Origin of the sequence: Citrobacter sp. HN-141 (assembly GCF_033341895.1) — a bacterium.
In the GTDB taxonomy this organism is placed as follows: domain Bacteria; phylum Pseudomonadota; class Gammaproteobacteria; order Enterobacterales; family Enterobacteriaceae; genus Citrobacter.
On the sequence record NZ_JAWPBF010000010.1, the window covers coordinates 1 to 16,928 of the forward strand.

The 16,928-nt window shown below is 50.5% G+C and carries 19 protein-coding genes and 1 tRNA gene; 14 read left to right on the forward strand and 6 right to left on the reverse strand.

Annotation, left to right across the window (positions count from 1 at the left end; genetic code table 11):
* Positions 1-227, forward strand: a 227-nt coding sequence (locus RYZ59_RS13440) for a hypothetical protein (RefSeq protein ID WP_318048682.1), incomplete at its 5' end; no start/stop codon positions are given.
* Here RYZ59_RS13440 and RYZ59_RS13445 read toward each other — a convergent pair.
* From RYZ59_RS13445 to RYZ59_RS13460, 4 genes are read right to left on the reverse strand one after another with little or no spacing between them, the layout of a single operon-like run.
* Complete coding sequence (locus RYZ59_RS13445; protein ID WP_286627543.1) at positions 224-3,139, reverse strand: type I restriction endonuclease subunit R; 2,916 nt, start codon at positions 3,137-3,139, stop codon at positions 224-226. The genes RYZ59_RS13440 and RYZ59_RS13445 overlap by 4 nt on opposite strands.
* A 58-nt stretch (positions 3,140-3,197) precedes the next feature.
* A complete protein-coding gene (locus RYZ59_RS13450) occupies positions 3,198-4,364 on the reverse strand; it encodes a restriction endonuclease subunit S (protein ID WP_045889239.1) in 1,167 nt (388 codons plus the stop codon).
* Positions 4,364-5,971, reverse strand: coding sequence for a type I restriction-modification system subunit M (locus tag RYZ59_RS13455; RefSeq protein WP_286627542.1), 1,608 nt, complete (start codon positions 5,969-5,971; stop codon positions 4,364-4,366). The genes RYZ59_RS13450 and RYZ59_RS13455 overlap by 1 nt, the downstream gene beginning before the upstream one ends.
* A 47-nt stretch (positions 5,972-6,018) precedes the next feature.
* Positions 6,019-6,591: a restriction endonuclease subunit S gene (locus RYZ59_RS13460; RefSeq protein ID WP_094169381.1), complete on the reverse strand. Its 573-nt coding sequence runs from the start codon at positions 6,589-6,591 to the stop codon at positions 6,019-6,021.
* A gap of 471 nt (positions 6,592-7,062) precedes the next feature.
* Here RYZ59_RS13460 and RYZ59_RS13465 point away from each other — a divergent pair, with 471 nt between their 5' ends.
* From RYZ59_RS13465 to RYZ59_RS13520, 12 genes are all read left to right on the forward strand, one after another.
* Positions 7,063-7,926 carry a GTPase family protein gene (locus tag RYZ59_RS13465; protein ID WP_048215512.1) on the forward strand — a complete coding sequence of 288 codons (864 nt, stop codon included), beginning with the start codon at positions 7,063-7,065 and terminating at the stop codon, positions 7,924-7,926.
* Between the two features lie 91 nt (positions 7,927-8,017).
* Positions 8,018-8,851: a DUF932 domain-containing protein gene (locus tag RYZ59_RS13470; RefSeq protein ID WP_048215513.1), complete on the forward strand. Its 834-nt coding sequence runs from the start codon at positions 8,018-8,020 to the stop codon at positions 8,849-8,851.
* A gap of 201 nt (positions 8,852-9,052) precedes the next feature.
* Positions 9,053-9,757: a WYL domain-containing protein gene (locus RYZ59_RS13475; RefSeq protein WP_046495813.1), complete on the forward strand. Its 705-nt coding sequence runs from the start codon at positions 9,053-9,055 to the stop codon at positions 9,755-9,757.
* Positions 9,754-10,368 (forward strand): hypothetical protein, encoded by a 615-nt coding sequence (locus RYZ59_RS13480; RefSeq protein WP_046495819.1) that lies wholly within the window; start codon positions 9,754-9,756, stop codon positions 10,366-10,368. Before RYZ59_RS13475 ends, RYZ59_RS13480 begins: the two co-directional genes overlap by 4 nt.
* 88 nt (positions 10,369-10,456) lie before the next feature.
* Positions 10,457-10,867 carry a hypothetical protein gene (locus tag RYZ59_RS13485; protein WP_046495825.1) on the forward strand — a complete coding sequence of 137 codons (411 nt, stop codon included), beginning with the start codon at positions 10,457-10,459 and terminating at the stop codon, positions 10,865-10,867.
* 77 nt (positions 10,868-10,944) lie between these two features.
* Entirely contained in the window at positions 10,945-11,181 is a 237-nt protein-coding gene (locus RYZ59_RS13490) for a DUF905 domain-containing protein (protein ID WP_046495830.1), read from the forward strand.
* Between the two features lie 78 nt (positions 11,182-11,259).
* Positions 11,260-11,718: an antirestriction protein gene (locus tag RYZ59_RS13495; protein WP_046495834.1), complete on the forward strand. Its 459-nt coding sequence runs from the start codon at positions 11,260-11,262 to the stop codon at positions 11,716-11,718.
* A gap of 15 nt (positions 11,719-11,733) precedes the next feature.
* A complete protein-coding gene (locus RYZ59_RS13500) occupies positions 11,734-12,210 on the forward strand; it encodes a RadC family protein (protein WP_046495838.1) in 477 nt (158 codons plus the stop codon).
* A gap of 8 nt (positions 12,211-12,218) precedes the next feature.
* Entirely contained in the window at positions 12,219-12,440 is a 222-nt protein-coding gene (locus RYZ59_RS13505) for a DUF987 domain-containing protein (RefSeq protein WP_000691995.1), read from the forward strand.
* An 18-nt stretch (positions 12,441-12,458) separates the two neighbouring features.
* A complete protein-coding gene (locus RYZ59_RS13510) occupies positions 12,459-12,776 on the forward strand; it encodes a type IV toxin-antitoxin system YeeU family antitoxin (protein WP_046495841.1) in 318 nt (105 codons plus the stop codon).
* 20 nt (positions 12,777-12,796) lie between these two features.
* On the forward strand, positions 12,797-13,138 hold the full coding sequence (locus RYZ59_RS13515; RefSeq protein ID WP_048215514.1) for a TA system toxin CbtA family protein: 342 nt from the start codon (positions 12,797-12,799) through the stop codon (positions 13,136-13,138).
* A gap of 115 nt (positions 13,139-13,253) precedes the next feature.
* A complete protein-coding gene (locus tag RYZ59_RS13520; RefSeq protein ID WP_046495848.1) occupies positions 13,254-14,087 on the forward strand; it encodes a DUF4942 domain-containing protein in 834 nt (277 codons plus the stop codon).
* 102 nt (positions 14,088-14,189) lie between these two features.
* Here RYZ59_RS13520 and RYZ59_RS13525 read toward each other — a convergent pair.
* Positions 14,190-14,265: transfer RNA gene (locus RYZ59_RS13525), tRNA-Ile, on the reverse strand.
* Between the two features lie 124 nt (positions 14,266-14,389).
* On the opposite strand from RYZ59_RS13525, the gene mug reads away from it, so the two are divergent.
* Positions 14,390-14,896: a G/U mismatch-specific DNA glycosylase gene (mug, locus tag RYZ59_RS13530; protein WP_318048678.1), complete on the forward strand. Its 507-nt coding sequence runs from the start codon at positions 14,390-14,392 to the stop codon at positions 14,894-14,896.
* A 93-nt stretch (positions 14,897-14,989) separates the two neighbouring features.
* Here mug and rpoD read toward each other — a convergent pair whose 3' ends face one another.
* A complete protein-coding gene (gene rpoD, locus RYZ59_RS13535) occupies positions 14,990-16,837 on the reverse strand; it encodes an RNA polymerase sigma factor RpoD (protein ID WP_003024699.1) in 1,848 nt (615 codons plus the stop codon).
* Positions 16,838-16,928 lie beyond the last annotated feature (91 nt).

Genomic DNA, 16,928 nt, shown 5'->3' on the forward strand with positions numbered 1-16,928 from the left:
TGGCTCATGATGTCCCTCTGGGATGCGCTCCGGATGAATATGATGATCTCATATCAGGAACTTGTTCGCACCTTCCCAAGCTTACCGGTGTTAGTGACATAATCGATCAGCAGATCTATATCGCCTTTGTCTGCGTTCAACAGCAGTTGAACCAACGCGTCATCACCCTGGATATCTATCTCACTCATGAAAATACCTCTGCCATATTCGTCACCAAAATCTTTTAAAACCCGCGCATCCCATTGATAAACGTTTCAATCACATTGCGCACACGGTCGTAGACACGTGCCCGCACGTTCTTGCGTTCCAGAATCTTCGGCGTCCAGGTTAGCGTTTCTGCCACTTCATCCTCTCGCGGCATCACGTCGGTAAAGAGGTAGTTATCCAGTAAGCCGGTCAGTTTGATCGAATCGAGTCGCTCTTCGCTACACAAGGCTGCCAGCGCCTTACCTTTTTCCTGTTCGACATAAGCTTCAAACACCTGAGTGATATCTTCGTCATGCGAGGCATGCAGCAGGCTTTTTTCAATAAAGTTATCGATAAGCTCACGTTTACTGCGCAGCGTGACGTCGCTGTCGACAATATCCATGATCTTTTTCTTCTGCTCCTGCTGTTCTTTTGGCGGCATCGCCTGAATGCCAGCCAATAGACGCAAAATGTAGCCGACGTTAATTTCGTCGCGATGAATCAGCGAGACTTCAAAATCCACGTCTTCAAGAATCGAGACTTTCTCCTTGCTGGAGTGTTTTTTCACCTTGTCGTGGATATCGAGGTACTTACTGGTGAAATCCGCCAGCGTCTGGTCCGATAGCGGTTTAGCCGCATCATCAAAATCGGCAAAGCTTTCGAGAATGTTTTTCAAACGCATCACATCGCGGAATGCCGTTACAAATGCCAGCTGTGCTTCCTCATCTGGCAAATCGTCCACGCTTTCCACCGTTGGCGTCAGCGTTAACAAGCGATCGACAGCGTTCTGATAATCCCCGAAGTACTCCTCAAAGGGTTTGACCAGCACCGTAGAAGAGGCATCTTTATTCGAGAACAAGGCAATAGCATCGTCGGTGGCTTTCTTCAGATTGCGGAAGCAGACGATATTCCCGTGGCTTTTCTTCTCGTTGAGAATGCGGTTGGTGCGGGAAAACGCCTGTACCAGGCCGTGAAAACGCAGGTTTTTATCGACGTACAGCGTGTTCAGCGCCGGGCTGTCGAAACCGGTGAGGAACATATTCACCACCAGCAGAATATCGATGCCTTTCTCTTTGGTGCGCTGGGCAATATTTTTGTAGTAATTGTAAAAGCTTTTTGAGTCATTGGCCGAGTAGCTGGTGCCATACAGCTCGTTATAATCCTCGATAAAACTATCCAGATGATCACGACTTGAGGTGTCAACTTTAGCCCCTTGCGGCAGGCTAATATCCTCTTCATCCAGCAGACCGTTTACCGCCTCTTTATCACTTTTGTCGGCTTCATTGGCGGCGTATGTGAAGATGGTGGCAATTTTTAACGGCTTGTAGTTAGCATCCGCCGCCTGCAGTGCGGCCTGCTTGCCTTTAAAGAGTTTGTAGTAGGTGATCAGCATATCGACTGACCCGACGCAGAACATCGCGGTGAACTCGCGATTGCGGGTCTTGGCGTTATGATGAGCAAGGATATAGTCAGTGATTTTGCCCAACCGGATATCGCTTTCCATCACCTCTTTGGTGTCGATATCCTCAACATCAATATCGATCTCATTGCTGCTCTCTTTACGCTTGTAAGTACCGACATATTCCACGGCAAAGCGCAGTACGTTTTCATCCCGGATGGCGTCGACAATCACGTATTTATGCAAGCATTTATCGAACAACAGTTCGGTGGTCTGTTTGACACCGTTGGTGATATTGACGTTATCGGCAAAGATTGGCGTCCCGGTAAAACCAAACAGCTGTGCGTTCTCGAAGAAGTTCACGATCGCTTTATGCGTATCACCGAACTGGCTGCGGTGGCATTCATCGAAGATAAAAACGATGCGTTCTTTTCGCAGATGTGCAAGCTGCGCTTTATACCCTTCATGGGTGATGGCATTATTCAGCTTCTGAATGGTGGTCAGCGTCAGTTTGGTGCTGCTTTGCTTGAGATGTTTTATCAGCGTACTGGTGTTGTTGGTGGTATCCACGCTGTCTTTCGCAAAGCCGTTGAACTCTTTCGCCGTCTGATAATCCAGATCCCGGCGATCGACCACAAAAATGACCCGATCCACTTCCGGCATCTCCATGATCACCTGGCTGGCTTTAAATGATGTCAGCGTTTTACCGGAGCCGGTGGTATGCCAGATATAGCCGTTCTCCGGCCGCCCTTGCTTGTGGAGATTCTCTTTCACATGGCGGATCATCGCCTCACAGGCATAAAACTGGTACGGGCGCATCACCATCAGGCACTTACGGGTTTCGTTCAGCACCGTGTAGTGGGTGATCATTTTTGCGATGTGACAGACCTTCAGAAATGCATCTGTGAATTTTTCCAGCGCTTTGAGCGGGTTATTCTTTTCATCGGTCCAGAAGAAGGTCTGTTCGAAGTGGTTAGCACGATTGTTAGCGTAGTATTTGGTATCCACGCCATTGCTGATAATAAAGATCTGCACATACTGGAACAGGCCGCTGCCGACCCAGAACGCATCCCGATGGTAGCGATCGATCTGGTTGAAGGCCTCTTTCAGTCCCAGACCGCGACGCTTAAGTTCGATCTGCACCAGCGGCAGGCCGTTGATCAGCAGCGTGACGTCGAAGCGGGTTTTACGCGTGTTTTGCTCGGCGTTGAACTGCTTCACCTGGCTCGCTACCTGAAATTCGTTCTGGCACCACTCCTCTTTATTGATAAAGCTGAGCCACTTCTCGGTGCCGTCATCACGCAATAACTGGTAGCGATCGCGCAGAATTTTGGCGCGATCGATGACTTCATTACCTTTTGTCAGGTGCAAGAAAATACGGTTAAATTCGCCGTCCGTTAGCGGAGAAGATTCCAGCCGGTTATGTATTTCAATCTGCTTTCGCAGGTTGGCTTTCATACTGGTTTCGTCGGTGACATTCACCCGTTCGTAGTGCATGCCAACCAGCTGTTCCACCAGTTGCGCTTCTAACTCGTATTCGCTTTGCGTTGCCATCAGTACATAGTGCCTTTTATTATTTTGCAGGCCCGAAGTTGGTCGGGCCGGATTATTTTTATACAAACATTTGCTGGAGCAGGCCATGCTTCCAGGTTATTAGCTTGTCCAGTTCTGCTTTTTTGACGGTAATTTTATCGTCGAGAGAGGAGAGGAAGTTGGCGATTTTGGTTTGTTCTTTAATGATTGGCAATTTGATCTGCATATCAGCCAAAGTCCCCATAACGATATAAGGGGTATTTCCTTCTTTCTTTTCCCCATAAATTCTTTCATTCAAATACATATCAAGAAAATATTTCACATACTCAATATTATGAATGAAACCGTCCAGTACATACGTTCTCTGGTAAGCATTAAACTTTCCTGAGTAATAATGTATGTACCCAACATTCGCACCGTTACCTGATATTAATAGGGCTTCAGTGTCAAATGCATACTCATCAATTTGATAAAATTCTCTCGCGCATGTATAAAATCTATATTTTCCACCAACAACCATTGCATTAGCATCTAGTTTTCCAGTTCTTATTCTACAGATATCACCTAGGTTTTTATGATGCCATACTGGGAAATCTTCGCCGCATTCATCCTTAAACCGCAATTCCTGACTGAAAATCTTCTGCATCATCCCTTTTTTGTACCGACACAGCAGGTCGTGCTGCTTGCTCAGTAGCACGATTTTTTCGTCAACAGAGGACAAAAAATCGGCGATTTTGGTTTGTTCTATTTTATTGGTTGCATAAAATCCAAAATTTTTAATTGTGCTTAAATTAAGCCCAGACTTAGCTCCAGAATCATTCTGCTGATTTAATATATTATTATATTTTTTCGTCGACAAAAGATTTGCGATGAACTTGGACGAAACTATAGATAAATTAGGTCTAACTAAAGCAGTATGTTGATTAATATACGCAGTTCCCAAATCATCTGGAACCCATCCCAGTTTACCCAGTTCCGCGGTAATAGAAATCAAAATATCATGATGCTGTAAGGCTGTGCGTTTACCTTCATTCGAATTTTCAGGCAAACGAACAAATTTTAAATCTGACAAGTTTAATGTAATTCCATCTCTTACGAGATTTGTCATGCGAATAAATTTATCTCCGCCGTCAGCATAGTACTGTGCCCAATCACGAGAACCGCTGGTAATAAATGAAGATATTTTACCGAGCGAGGTTTCACTCCATGGCTCATTGAACCCCGCAAATCTAAGCTTCGGCACCATCACTTCCCCCCCTCCGTCAGAGTAAACGGCGCATCAATCCCCAGCTCCTTACAGAACCCAGCAATGGTCTTATCAATCTCCGCCACTTTCCCTTCCAGATCGCGAATCTCCTGCGCCACGGCGTTGAGGTCAATCTCTTCTTCCGCTTCAAAAGTATCAACATAGCGCGGAATATTGAGGTTGTAATCGTTGCTACGGATTTCTTCCAGCGTCGCGATATGGCTGTACTTCTCAGCCGCTTTCCAGTCGTTATAGGTATCGGCGATTTTGTCGATATGCTCCGGCAGCAGGCGGTTCTGTGTTTTCACCTTCTCAAAGTCATTGCTGGCGTCGATAAACAGAATAGTGTCGTTGTGCTTGCGGCACTTGCGCAATACCAGCACGCAGGTCGGAATACTGGTGCCGTAGAAGATATTGGCTGGCAGGCCGATCACCGCATCAATGCAGTTCAGCTTCTCAATCATAAACTGACGAATATGGCCTTCCGCTGCACCACGGAACAGTACGCCGTGGGGTAACACCACCGCCATAGTGCCGTCATCTTCCAGGTGATGGAACATATGCTGTACAAACGCCATATCTGCTTTGCTGGACGGTGCCAGTTTGCCGTACTGGGCAAAGCGGTCATCATTCATAAACAGCGGGCTGGCGCTCCACTTAGCGGAAAAAGGTGGGTTAGCAACGATGGCGTCAAATTTCAGATGCGTATGCTGCGGATGCTCCAGCGTATCTTCCTGAATGATCTCAAAATCCGCATAGTGAACCCCGTGTAGGATCATGTTCATACGCGCCAGGTTGTAGGTGGTACGGTTCATCTCCTGACCGTAGATTTTACCCACCGACGAGGCTTCACGCTTCACGCGCAATAACAAAGAGCCAGAGCCACAGGTCGGGTCATAGACGTTTTTCAGCTTCAATTTGTGGGTGGTGACGATTTTAGCCAGCAGGGTGGAAACCGGCTGTGGGGTATAGAACTCCCCGGCTTTCTTACCTGCGCCTGAGGCGAACTGGCCGATCAGGTACTCGTAGGCATCCCCCAGAATGTCGGAACTCGCTTCGCTCAGGTTAAAGCTCAGTTTGTCGAGTTCAGTGACGACTTTGCCGATCAACTCATTTTTTGCTTTCGCCGTGTTACCGAGCTTGCTGGAGCCTAAATCAAGATCTTCAAACAGGTTGCTGAAGTCATCCGCGGAGTCGGTACCCAGCGTGCTCTGTTCAATGCTGCGTAGGGTAGTCGCGAGGTCTTCCAGAATAAAGCCGGTACCTGTGCCTTTGGGGTCTTTAGCCACACGTTCTGCCATGGTGTGGAACAGATCCGTTGGCGGCAGGAAATAGCCTAAGGTCTGGACACTGTCCTCTTTTACCGCATCAACGATATCCTGATAAGCGGGATGTTCCGCAGTCAGTTCGTTGTACTGAATGCTATCTTCCGCCAGAATTTTGTTCGCATACGCGACAAATTTTTCTGACAGGTATTTGTAGAAGATAAAACCTAGGCAGTAGTCGCGGAATTCATCGGCATTCATCTTACCGCGCAGGGTATCGGCGATATTCCACAGGCGGCCTTGCAGTTCACTTAAATTTTGCGCTTCAATCTGGGGAGACATAGTTGTTCCTGTTGTTTTTCTTCGTCACGAAAGAGTGACGTAATAAGTCAAATCATACCACCGAGCAGGCTCAGGATCTGTTGTTCACTCAGGGCGGCAATTCGCTGCTGATAAAAGCGTTTTTCTCGCGCCGCCAGATAGAGCCCTCCCATCGCTTTTTGCTGTGCGAGTGGCGGGAGGGTAACGGTAAAATTTTTCAGTTCATTAACCGCGATACGCTGTACGACGGTAGAACCCTGGGTGGTCTGAATCCGCTGACGTCGTCCCTCCGGGCTTTCATTGAAATGCCAGAGGAACCACGCGGCATCAATCCGACTGGTATCAACATCCACTTTGACGTAGTTATTACCTAAAATACGTCCGGCATTTTCGGTGCTCACGCGAACCGCCTTGCCATGAATCAAGCTGATGACAACATCTCCTTTCTGCGCCAGCACAACATCCTGATGCGTTTTCACCCACTGTTCTTTCTCGGCTGACACAATAGCTGACTGCCAGTCATCTACCAGAAACTGTTCGGTCGCATAGAAACGAAATGCGGACCCATCTGCGCTTTCCTGGATACGGCTGATGTGCGAGCCTGCCGTAAACGTAGCTATTTCCTTGTAGGTGAGCAGCATTCAAACTCCGAATAAAGATAAATTACATATGCTTTGTGCGGTGTAGCATACTCATGCCGAATAGATTAAATCAAGTAATTTAAATTTATTACACGCGATCGTGATCAAATTTTTTCTGGTAAGAATAGCGTTATATAGTGCTCAGATATCAGGTTGAACACTAAAAAAATCATTCATAACTTCAAGTTTTAAAGCATGAGAACTGACCTGCTCCCCGTTGATTAGTACACCCCGATGTTAGTAATGTCTTCATAAGCCACATGAGGACATCCCCATGAAGAAGCGTTTTTCCGACGAACAGATCATCAGTATTCTCCGCGAAGCCGAAGCTGGGGTATAGCCCTGGTTTTGTTAATAAGACACCTGCACTCTAAAATTTTTCAGACATATATCATTTCCATGAACGCAACATCATTACGGCGAATTCCTCAAGGATTCGCCTTTTTTGTTTTATTTGTCTCAGGAGATGTCATGAGAAATCGGGAAGGCTTGCATTCGCTGCAGAACTCACTTTCTGGGTTACCGCAATGGGTGTCTGAACGCATTTTGCACCAGGTAAGCCAGTTAACCAGTTATGAACCAATGATCGGCATTATGGGCAAAACCGGGGCTGGTAAATCCAGTCTGTGCAATGCTCTGTTTGCCGGTGAGGTATCGCCGGTCAGCGATGTAGCAGCCTGTACCCGTGAGCCACTGCGTTTTCGTTTTCAGGTTGGAGGGCGGTTTATGACACTAGTGGATTTGCCTGGTGTCGGGGAAAGTGGCGCACGTGATACCGAATATGCTGCTCTTTACCGTGAACAGCTTCCTCGCCTCGACTTGGTACTGTGGTTGATCAAGGCTGATGACCGGGCGCTGTCAGTGGATGAGCACTTTTATCACAAGGTGATTGGCGAGGCATACCGGCATAAGGTGCTGTTTGTTATCAGCCAGTCGGACAAGGCTGAACCCACCAGCAGAGGAGAACGATTATCCACAGAACAGAAACAAAACATCAGCCGTAAAATCTGCCTATTGCATGAGTTGTTCCAGCCCGTGCATCCGGTGTGTGCCATTTCAGTTCGGGCTAAGTGGGGACTGCGGGTGATGGCCGAGCGGATGATTAAGTGCCTGCCGCGTGAGGCCAGCAGCCCGGTGGTGTCGCAACTGAAGCCCTCCTTTCGCACACCGACAGTCCAGAAAAAAGCGCGTGACGATTTTGGTGAAACGATCGGCACGGCGCTGGATGCGGTAAGTGCCCTGCCGTTGATACCGGCTCCGGTGAGGGCAGTCATACGCGCGGTGCGCGATACCGTGGTGTCGGTTGCCCGGGCCGTCTGGAATTTCTTCTTCTGAACGTTTAACGATTGTCTGTTCTTTCCCGAGCCCTGTCGCCTGTGCGACAGGGCTTTCTTTTATTTGTTTTTCCGTTATGAGGAGTCTGCTTATGACCCGTCTGGCTTCGCGCTTTGGCGCTGCAAACCTTATTCGTCGCGACCGCCCGTTAACCCGCGAAGAGCTGTTTCGCGTGGTGCCCAGCGTGTTCAGCGAGGACAAACACGCATCCCGCAGTGAACGCTACACGTATATACCCACCATCTCTCTGGTCGATAGCCTGCAGCGGGAGGGCTTCCAGCCGTTCTTTGCCTGCCAGACCCGCGTGCGTGACCCGGGTCGTCGTGAACATACGAAGCATATGCTGCGCCTGCGTCGGGAGGGGCAGATCACCGGTAAACAGGTGCCGGAAATCATTCTTCTCAACTCCCATGATGGCACCAGCTCGTACCAGATGTTGCCAGGATTATTTAGAGCCGTGTGTCAGAACGGCCTCGTCTGCGGCGAGTCGTTTGGTGAGGTCAGGGTGCCGCACAAGGGGGACGTGGTGAGTCAGGTGATTGAAGGCGCGTATGAAGTGCTGGGCATTTTTGACCGGGTGGAGGAGAAGCGGGATGCGATGCAGTCGTTGCGGTTGCCGCCACCTGCGCAGCAGGCACTGGCAAAAGCCGCGCTTACGTATCGCTTTGGTGAGGACCACCAGCCTGTTACTGAATCGCAGATACTTTCCCCGCGCCGCTGGCAGGATGAGAGTAACGACCTGTGGACTACCTACCAGCGTATTCAGGAAAATCTGATTAAAGGCGGGCTCAGCGGACGTAGTGCAAAAGGCGGGCGAACGCATACCCGTGCCGTGCGCGGCATTGACGGCGACGTTAAGCTCAACCGGGCGCTATGGGTGATGGCGGAAGCTATGCTCTCCAGATTTGAGGCAAACGGATGTTAGCTCCGGCAGCATACGGACACCTCCTGTCCGTTCGTTGATCGATTTCCAGGCATTTTTTCCTCAAAAAGACGATGAAGCCGCATTCTGATTGCATTCATCCTGCAGAAAAAATACCGCTTCCGCTGTCCGTATCCTGTCCGACCCTCTCGTTACACTAATCACTTAATTTTCAGTCCATTAACAGGGTGGAGAACGCCTCTCATGTCTCAGTCTGAGCGCCGCCATGAGCGCCTCGCGGTCCGGCTGTCGCTGATTATCAGCCGTCTTGTGGCGGGAGAAACGCTGATCATACAGACACTGGCCGCCGAATTTGGCGTGTCAGTGCGCACATTGCGTCGGGATTTTCGCGAGCGTCTGGCCTATCTCGATCTGGAATTCCGTAACGGGCAATGTCGTCTGCTGTCCGGCAGCCGTCAGAGGGAGCTGACGGTGCAGACCTTTGTCCGTCAGTCCGGTGTGGAGGCGCTTTTTCCGGATATAGACAACCAACTGGTCAACTCTCTGTTGAGCGCCAGCGAGTCTCCTTGCCTTATCTGGCACAGCACCAACGTCAGGACGCAAGCACGGCCTGAAGTGTTTACGCGACTTATTCGCGCCATCACAGAACACCGTCGGGTAACGCTACTGGCAGAGGGTCATCGTTGCACTGGTCTGGCTCCCTATCGACTGGTGTGCAGCGACGGCTGCTGGTACCTGACCGGTGAACATGAGGGACATATAACGGTTTTCACGCTGGGTGATATTCACACGGTCACATTCAACCCTGCGCTTTTTGTCCCGGATACACAGGTACGTAACCTGTTGTCACACCCAGATTTTCTTCGGGTTTTACCTCACTTTCAAACTTTCCATTCACTTTTCGTTGTCGGTGACGACGGTTTTTCACCCTTTAAGGAGCAAAAATGAAATTACTCACTGCCACCACGCTGGCGCTCAGCCTGTGCGTCGGAACAGTTTTACCAGTAGCCGCTGAAAATATCGTGGGTACGGTTAAGGCCTGGCAGTACATGCAGGCAGATGGCTGGAAATCAGCTGATGGTCTGGACAACCATACCCTTAGCAACGCGCTGTATGGTGCCAGAGTGATCGATAATTATCCCTGGACCCGGCAATTCCTGCTACGTCAGGGATACAATGGAGGCTATTTTCTGGCCGATAAAAATACTAAAACGGTACGCAAACTGGCGCTCAAAACAGCCAGTGGTTCTTCCTCCGATTTGACATCTGTCTACCAGGGTGAGGGAAAGGCATGTGGTTTCGTTCTGATTGATACACAGGCTGCATTGCTTGACGAGGCGCAGCAGCGAGCGAGTGGAACTGATGACCCGGCAGAGACAGTGCGACTAGCCCGGACAAAATTTAAACCAAACACCCTGATGGTCGTGCCTGATAACTGCGTCAATCCCAAACAACAGGCCGCGCTGGAGGCTAAGCGTTCTCAAAAAGATAGGGAGCTGCAGCAATGGGTGGCAAAGCAGAGTATGGCTGAACTCTGCCGCCGAACCGGTAACTGTTGAGGATCTGGTTACAGATGTTTTAACCGCGCCAGATGGCTTGCAGGTATATCTGGCGCAATCCGGTTCGCATTTATTCAGGAAGAAGACCATGCTAAAAATAGTGACCTCTGTTATCCCGGCTTTAATTCTCTCGCTCGCGGCTTTCAGCGCCGGTGCCGCGCAACTTCCGGAAAGTCTGATGGATAAAGACAATCCCGGCCAGGAATACTGGTGCCAGGGTAATGACATCAACACTACAGTCTGCTCAATGGCCGATGTCAGTGATGACCGTAAGTTTGCCCTGATTCAGGACATGCCCGGTCCAGCCTGTGAAGATTTAAGTTTCGGGCTTATTGACCTGGTATTTAACACCGGACTTAACATCCCTTTTGACGGCGGCGACTGCAAAGGGGATGTGAAGGCCGGGTTTGTGCGTGGCACAAAAGATAATGCCCTGTATGTAAAGATTGTCCGGGGCAGCAAAACTTTGCGCTTGTATAAGGTGCAAACGGGTTTCTGACTGAATCCGCACAACAACACTCTCTCAAAGCCCCTGACGCGTCTGCGTCAGGGGCTTTGTCTTTAAAGGTTATCAGAATGTCTGAACTTCAATTACTGCCAACGGGACCTTTCACCCGACAGCAGGCCGAAGCTGTTACCAGCCGGTATCAAAACATCTCTATTGAAGATGACCAGCGCAGTCACTTCCGCCTGGTGGTTCGTGACGCTGAAGGTCGAATGGTCTGGCGGGCGTGGTGTTTTGAACCTGATGCCGGTGAAGGACTTAACCGCTATATCCGGCAGTATGGCATCCTCAGAGCATCCTCCTGCTGACCACACCCATTCATCATTCCTGCATACCCCCATACGCCAGCCATCGTCGCTGGCGTTTTTTATTGACGGAGAATATCCATGACGACAGAAACTCAATGCGAATTGATATCCGCTAATGAACCTCAATTAGACCTTACTGCAACACCAGTACCTGACGAACAACGCATCCGCTTCTGGCCACTGCACTTTGGCGCTATCCCGCAGTGGATAACGCTGGAACCCCGTATTTTCGCCTGGATGGATCGCTTCTGTTCGACCTACAGCGGTGGTATCTGGTCCTTTTACACCCTCAGCAATGGCGGGGCGTTTATGGCTCCCGAGTCTGACAATGATGAGATATGGCGTCTGTTTAATTGCCTGAACGGCAACGATGCCCAAATGAGTGCAGAAGCCGCAGGTATTGCTGTCTGCCTGATTGCGTACAGCCATCACGCCTGTCGCACCCAATGCGATGCCATGACTGAACACTATTACCGCCTGCGGGACTACGCCCTGCAGCATCCAGAGGCCCACGCCATTCTGCGTATTATCGACTGACCGAAGGAGCAACAGATGAAACAGCTTTCCTTTTTACCCGGCGAGATGACGCCACAGGACCGGCGTCTCATTCAGCGGGCGCTCAGGGCTCTGGACCGCCACCTGCATGAGCCCGGCGTGGCCTTCACCTCTACCCACGCCGTACGTGAATGGCTGCGACTGCATATGGCCGCGCTTGAGCGGGAAGAGTTCCGTGTGTTGTATCTGGACAACCAGAATCAGTTGATTGCCCATGAGACGCTCTTCACAGGCACGATTAACCGTACCGAGGTGCATCCCCGGGAAGTGGTAAAACGTGCCCTATACTTCAACGCGGCGGCGGTGATACTCGCGCACAACCATCCCTCTGGTGAGACAACACCCAGCCAGGCTGACAAAACCCTCACGCAGCGACTGGTGCAGGTGCTTCAGCTGGTGGATATCCGCGTCCCTGACCACTTGATTGTCGGCGGCAGGCAAATCTATTCGTTCGCAGAACACGGTCTGCTGTGAGGTATGACATGAAAATTATCAGTAAACGCCGGGCAATGACGATATACCGCCAGCATCCTGAGTCCCGAATCTTTCGCTACTGCACCGGAAAATATCAGTGGCACGGTAGCGTCTGCCATTACACCGGCAGGGACGTTCCGGATATCACAGGAGTCCTGGCTGTGTACGCCGAACGCCGCCAGGACCGCAACGGGCCTTATGCCTGCCTGATGAGCATCACCCTAAACTGACAATAGTGGAGAACTGTAATGAGCAACATCACTTGGGGCTTGCAGCGCGATATCACGCCGCGCCTGGGAACACGTCTGGTGCAGGAGGGCAACCGGCTGCACTACCTAGCTGACCGGGCCAGTATCACCGGTAAGTTCAGTGACGCCGAATGCCAGAAGCTGGATGAAACATTCCCGCACTTTATCAGCCAGATGGAATCGATGCTGACCTCCGGTGAACTGAATCCCCTACACGTTCATTGCGTCACCCTGTACCACACCGGTTTTACCTGCGAAGCCGACACCCTCGGCAGTTGCGGCTACGTATACATCGCCATTTACCCCACTAAGCGCTAATTACTTTCACGAGAGCAAGCATGAAACCTCAATCTGCAGCAACTTCGCGGGCGGTAAAACCCTGCCTGTCACCCGTGGCTATCTGGCAAATTCTACTGACACGCCTGCTGGAACAACACTACGGCCTGACCCTGAACGACACGCCGTTCAGGGATGAATCCGTTATACAGGAACATATCGATGCAGGTATCACGCTGGCCAATGCCGTTAACTTTCTGGTGGAAAAATACGAGCTTGTTCGTATCGATCGCAGAAGGTTTAGTTGGCAGGAACAATCACCTTATCTTCGGGCAGCAGATATTCTGCGAGCACGGCAGGCAACTGGCTTGTTGCGGCAAAGCCGTAACAACGTAGTACGGTGAATATTGCGTACAACCTTCCTGATTTAAATTTCTGAGCTTTCTCCCTTGTTTACATATTGCATAATGCGCCTGCCATTACCCGGCGGGCGCGTTTGCTTTTTAAGGACAAAATGTCATGCAAACTAAAGCTGAAGTATTAACCGATCATAGCGAGCTGATTTGCTCGACCAGTATTGAACGCATAGTGACTGGCCGCGATGCCGCACTGAAACAGATAGAACAACTCATTCAGCAGCTTGATGCCATTTCACGGCTAACCTCAGAAATTGGCGGTGGCACAGCGCAAGACTGGGCGATGAAGGCCGGGCACCGTTACGATAGCTGGATGACCGAAAAGGTAGACAAAGCGCTGCCTTCCGTTACCCGCAATATTGACCGTAGTATCTGGCGAGACTTGATGTTGAAGTCTGGCATGATGGCCTTGATGGATGCTCAGGCCCGTGACCAGTGGCATAAGAACCTGGAGGAGGGGGATCTGCCCGCCATCAGCGAGGCAAATATCCTCAGTACTTTTGAGCAGCTACATCTGAACAAAATGGATGTGTTTGAGCGTGGCATTATCAATGTCTTCAAAGGGCTGTCGTGGGATTACAAAACCAATAGTCCCTGCAGCTTTGGTAAAAAGATCATCGTCAACAATCTGGTGACGCATAGCCGCTGGGGATTTAGTTTGAACTGGGGATGGCGGCGGGATCAATTAGCGGACCTGGAACGAATGTTATTTCTGCTGGATGGTAAACCGATACCCGATAACCGTGGCGATGTTACTACTCGATTGATGGAACATATTCGGGATAACCCTTCGAAGGATATTTACGAAGATGATTTTTTCAGTATACGTTACTTCCAGAAAGGAACCGCGCACATCACTTTTAAACGTATCGACCTGACAGAAAAGATGAATGATATCGTGGCGAAGCACTATCCGGGGATGCTGGCAGCGAGATGAAGAGGGCAGGGAGGCAATTCCTTACCTGACCCATTACCTGACCCGATTCGTATAAAACGAAAAAGGAGTCAGATGATTTCTCATCTAACTCCTTGTTTTATTTGGTGGCCCCTGCTGGACTTGAACCAGCGACCAAGCGATTATGAGTCGCCTGCTCTAACCACTGAGCTAAGGGGCCGTGGCGGTGGATTATAAAGTAACTCCGCGTTGCAATCCAGACATAAGCGTACGGATGCTGTTTTTATAAACAATGTATTTTCAGTTCGTTATACTTGTCCCTTGATGTATTGTTCGGAGTAATTATGGTTAAGGACATACTGGCACCGGGGTTGCGGGTGGTGTTTTGCGGCATCAATCCGGGGCTGTCTTCCGCAGGAACAGGATTCCCCTTTGCACACCCCGCTAATCGCTTCTGGAAGGTCATCCATCAGGCGGGATTTACCGAACGCCAGCTAAAGCCGGAAGAGGCGCAACACCTACTGGATTTCCGCTGCGGCGTCACCAAATTCGTCGACAGGCCAACGGTGCAAGCCAATGAGGTGAAGCTACAGGAGATGCGTAGCGGTGGCCGTAAGCTCATCGAGAAAATAGAAGAGTATCAGCCAGCCGCGCTCGCTATCCTTGGTAAGCAGGCGTTTGAGCAGGGGTTCAGTCAACGTGGAGCGCAGTGGGGGAAACAGACGCTGACGATTGGTGCGACGCAGATTTGGGTATTGCCGAACCCCAGTGGGTTAAGCCGGATCACGCTGGATAAACTGGTGGAGGCGTATCGGGAAGTGAATGTGGCGTTGAAGGCGCGTGGCCTGTAGCCCGGCCAAGCGTAGCGCCGTCGGGGAATGCTTCGATTAACAGGCGAAAAAAAGCTCCCATCAGGGAGCTTTTTCGCGTTTTAAACCTGAAGATTAATCGTCCAGGAAGCTACGCAGCACTTCAGAACGGCTCGGGTGGCGCAGTTTACGCAGCGCCTTCGCTTCAATCTGACGGATACGTTCGCGAGTAACGTCGAACTGCTTACCGACTTCTTCCAGCGTGTGGTCGGTGTTCATATCGATACCGAAACGCATACGCAGAACTTTCGCTTCACGGGCGGTCAGGCCAGCCAGCACGTCGTGCGTTGCGGCACGCAGGCTCTCGGTGGTGGCAGAGTCCAGCGGCAGCTCGAGGGTGGTATCCTCGATGAAATCACCCAGATGCGAATCTTCATCATCGCCGATCGGCGTTTCCATGGAGATAGGCTCTTTCGCGATCTTCAGCACTTTACGGATCTTGTCTTCCGGCATCAGCATACGTTCAGCCAGCTCTTCCGGCGTCGGCTCGCGACCCATCTCTTGCAGCATCTGGCGGGAGATACGGTTGAGCTTGTTGATGGTCTCAATCATATGTACCGGGATACGGATGGTACGCGCCTGATCCGCGATCGAACGGGTGATCGCCTGACGGATCCACCAGGTTGCATAGGTGGAGAACTTGTAACCACGACGGTATTCAAATTTATCAACCGCTTTCATCAGACCGATGTTGCCTTCCTGAATCAGATCCAGGAACTGCAGACCACGGTTGGTGTATTTCTTAGCGATAGAGATAACCAGACGTAAGTTCGCTTCAACCATCTCTTTTTTCGCACGGCGGGCTTTCGCTTCACCGATGGACATACGACGGTTGATGTCTTTTACCTGCTCGATGGTCAGGCCGGTTTCTTCTTCAATTTGCTGCAGTTTCTGCAGGCCGCGGTGAACATCATCTGCCACATCGTGCAGTTTTTCAGACCACGGTTTGTTCATCGCGATTGCCGCGTTGAACCAGGTTTCGCTGGTTTCGTTGCCGGTGAACAGAGTGATGAAGTTCTTCTTCGGCATTTTGCACTGCTCAACGCAGAGCTTCATGATCAGACGTTCCTGAGTACGCACGCGGTCCATCATGACGCGCATGCTGTTGACCAGGTAGTCGAACTGTTTTGGCACCAGGCGGAACTGCTTGAATACTTCAGACAGCTTCTGAATTTCTTCCTGCGCGGCTGCATGGCTGCGGCCTTTCGCTTTGATAGTGTCGCGGGTGATTTCGTACTGGGTACGCAGTTCACCGAATTTCTCGCGCGCTAATTCAGGGTCGATGCTGTTGTCGTCGTCGCTGCTGTCGTCGTCGCCGTCTTCTTCATCTTCGTCTTCGTCATCATCCATCTCTTCCTGAGAAAGTTCAGAGCCGACGTGGGTCGCGGTTGGCGCCATGTCTTCTTCTGCGTTCGGATCGACAAAGCCGGTGATCAGATCGGAAAGACGTGCTTCTTCAGCTTCTACGCGATCGTATTGCTCAAGCAGATAGGTGATGGCTTCCGGGTATTCGGCAACGGAGCATTGAACCTGGTTAATCCCGTCTTCAATGCGTTTAGCGATGTCGATTTCGCCTTCACGGGTTAACAGTTCAACGGTACCCATTTCACGCATGTACATGCGGACCGGGTCAGTTGTACGGCCGATTTCGGACTCAACGCTGGACAGAACCTGGGCAGCCGCTTCTTCCGCGTCTTCATCGGTGCTGTTGGAGGTTTCAGCAAGCAGCAGATCATCGGCATCCGGTGCTTCTTCCATCACCTGAATACCCATGTCATTGATCATTTGGATGATGTCTTCGATTTGATCTGAATCGACGATATCTTCCGGCAGATGGTCATTGACCTCGGCATAGGTCAGATAGCCTTGCTCCTTACCACGTTGGACAAGAAGCTTCAGCTGTGACTGCGGGTTTTGCTCCATAAGACGGTATCCACACTTAATTCGTTTGATTGGTGTTGGGCGGTAAAACCGCCAACGGCAAAACGAGGGCATACTTATATTTTGCCGCTGC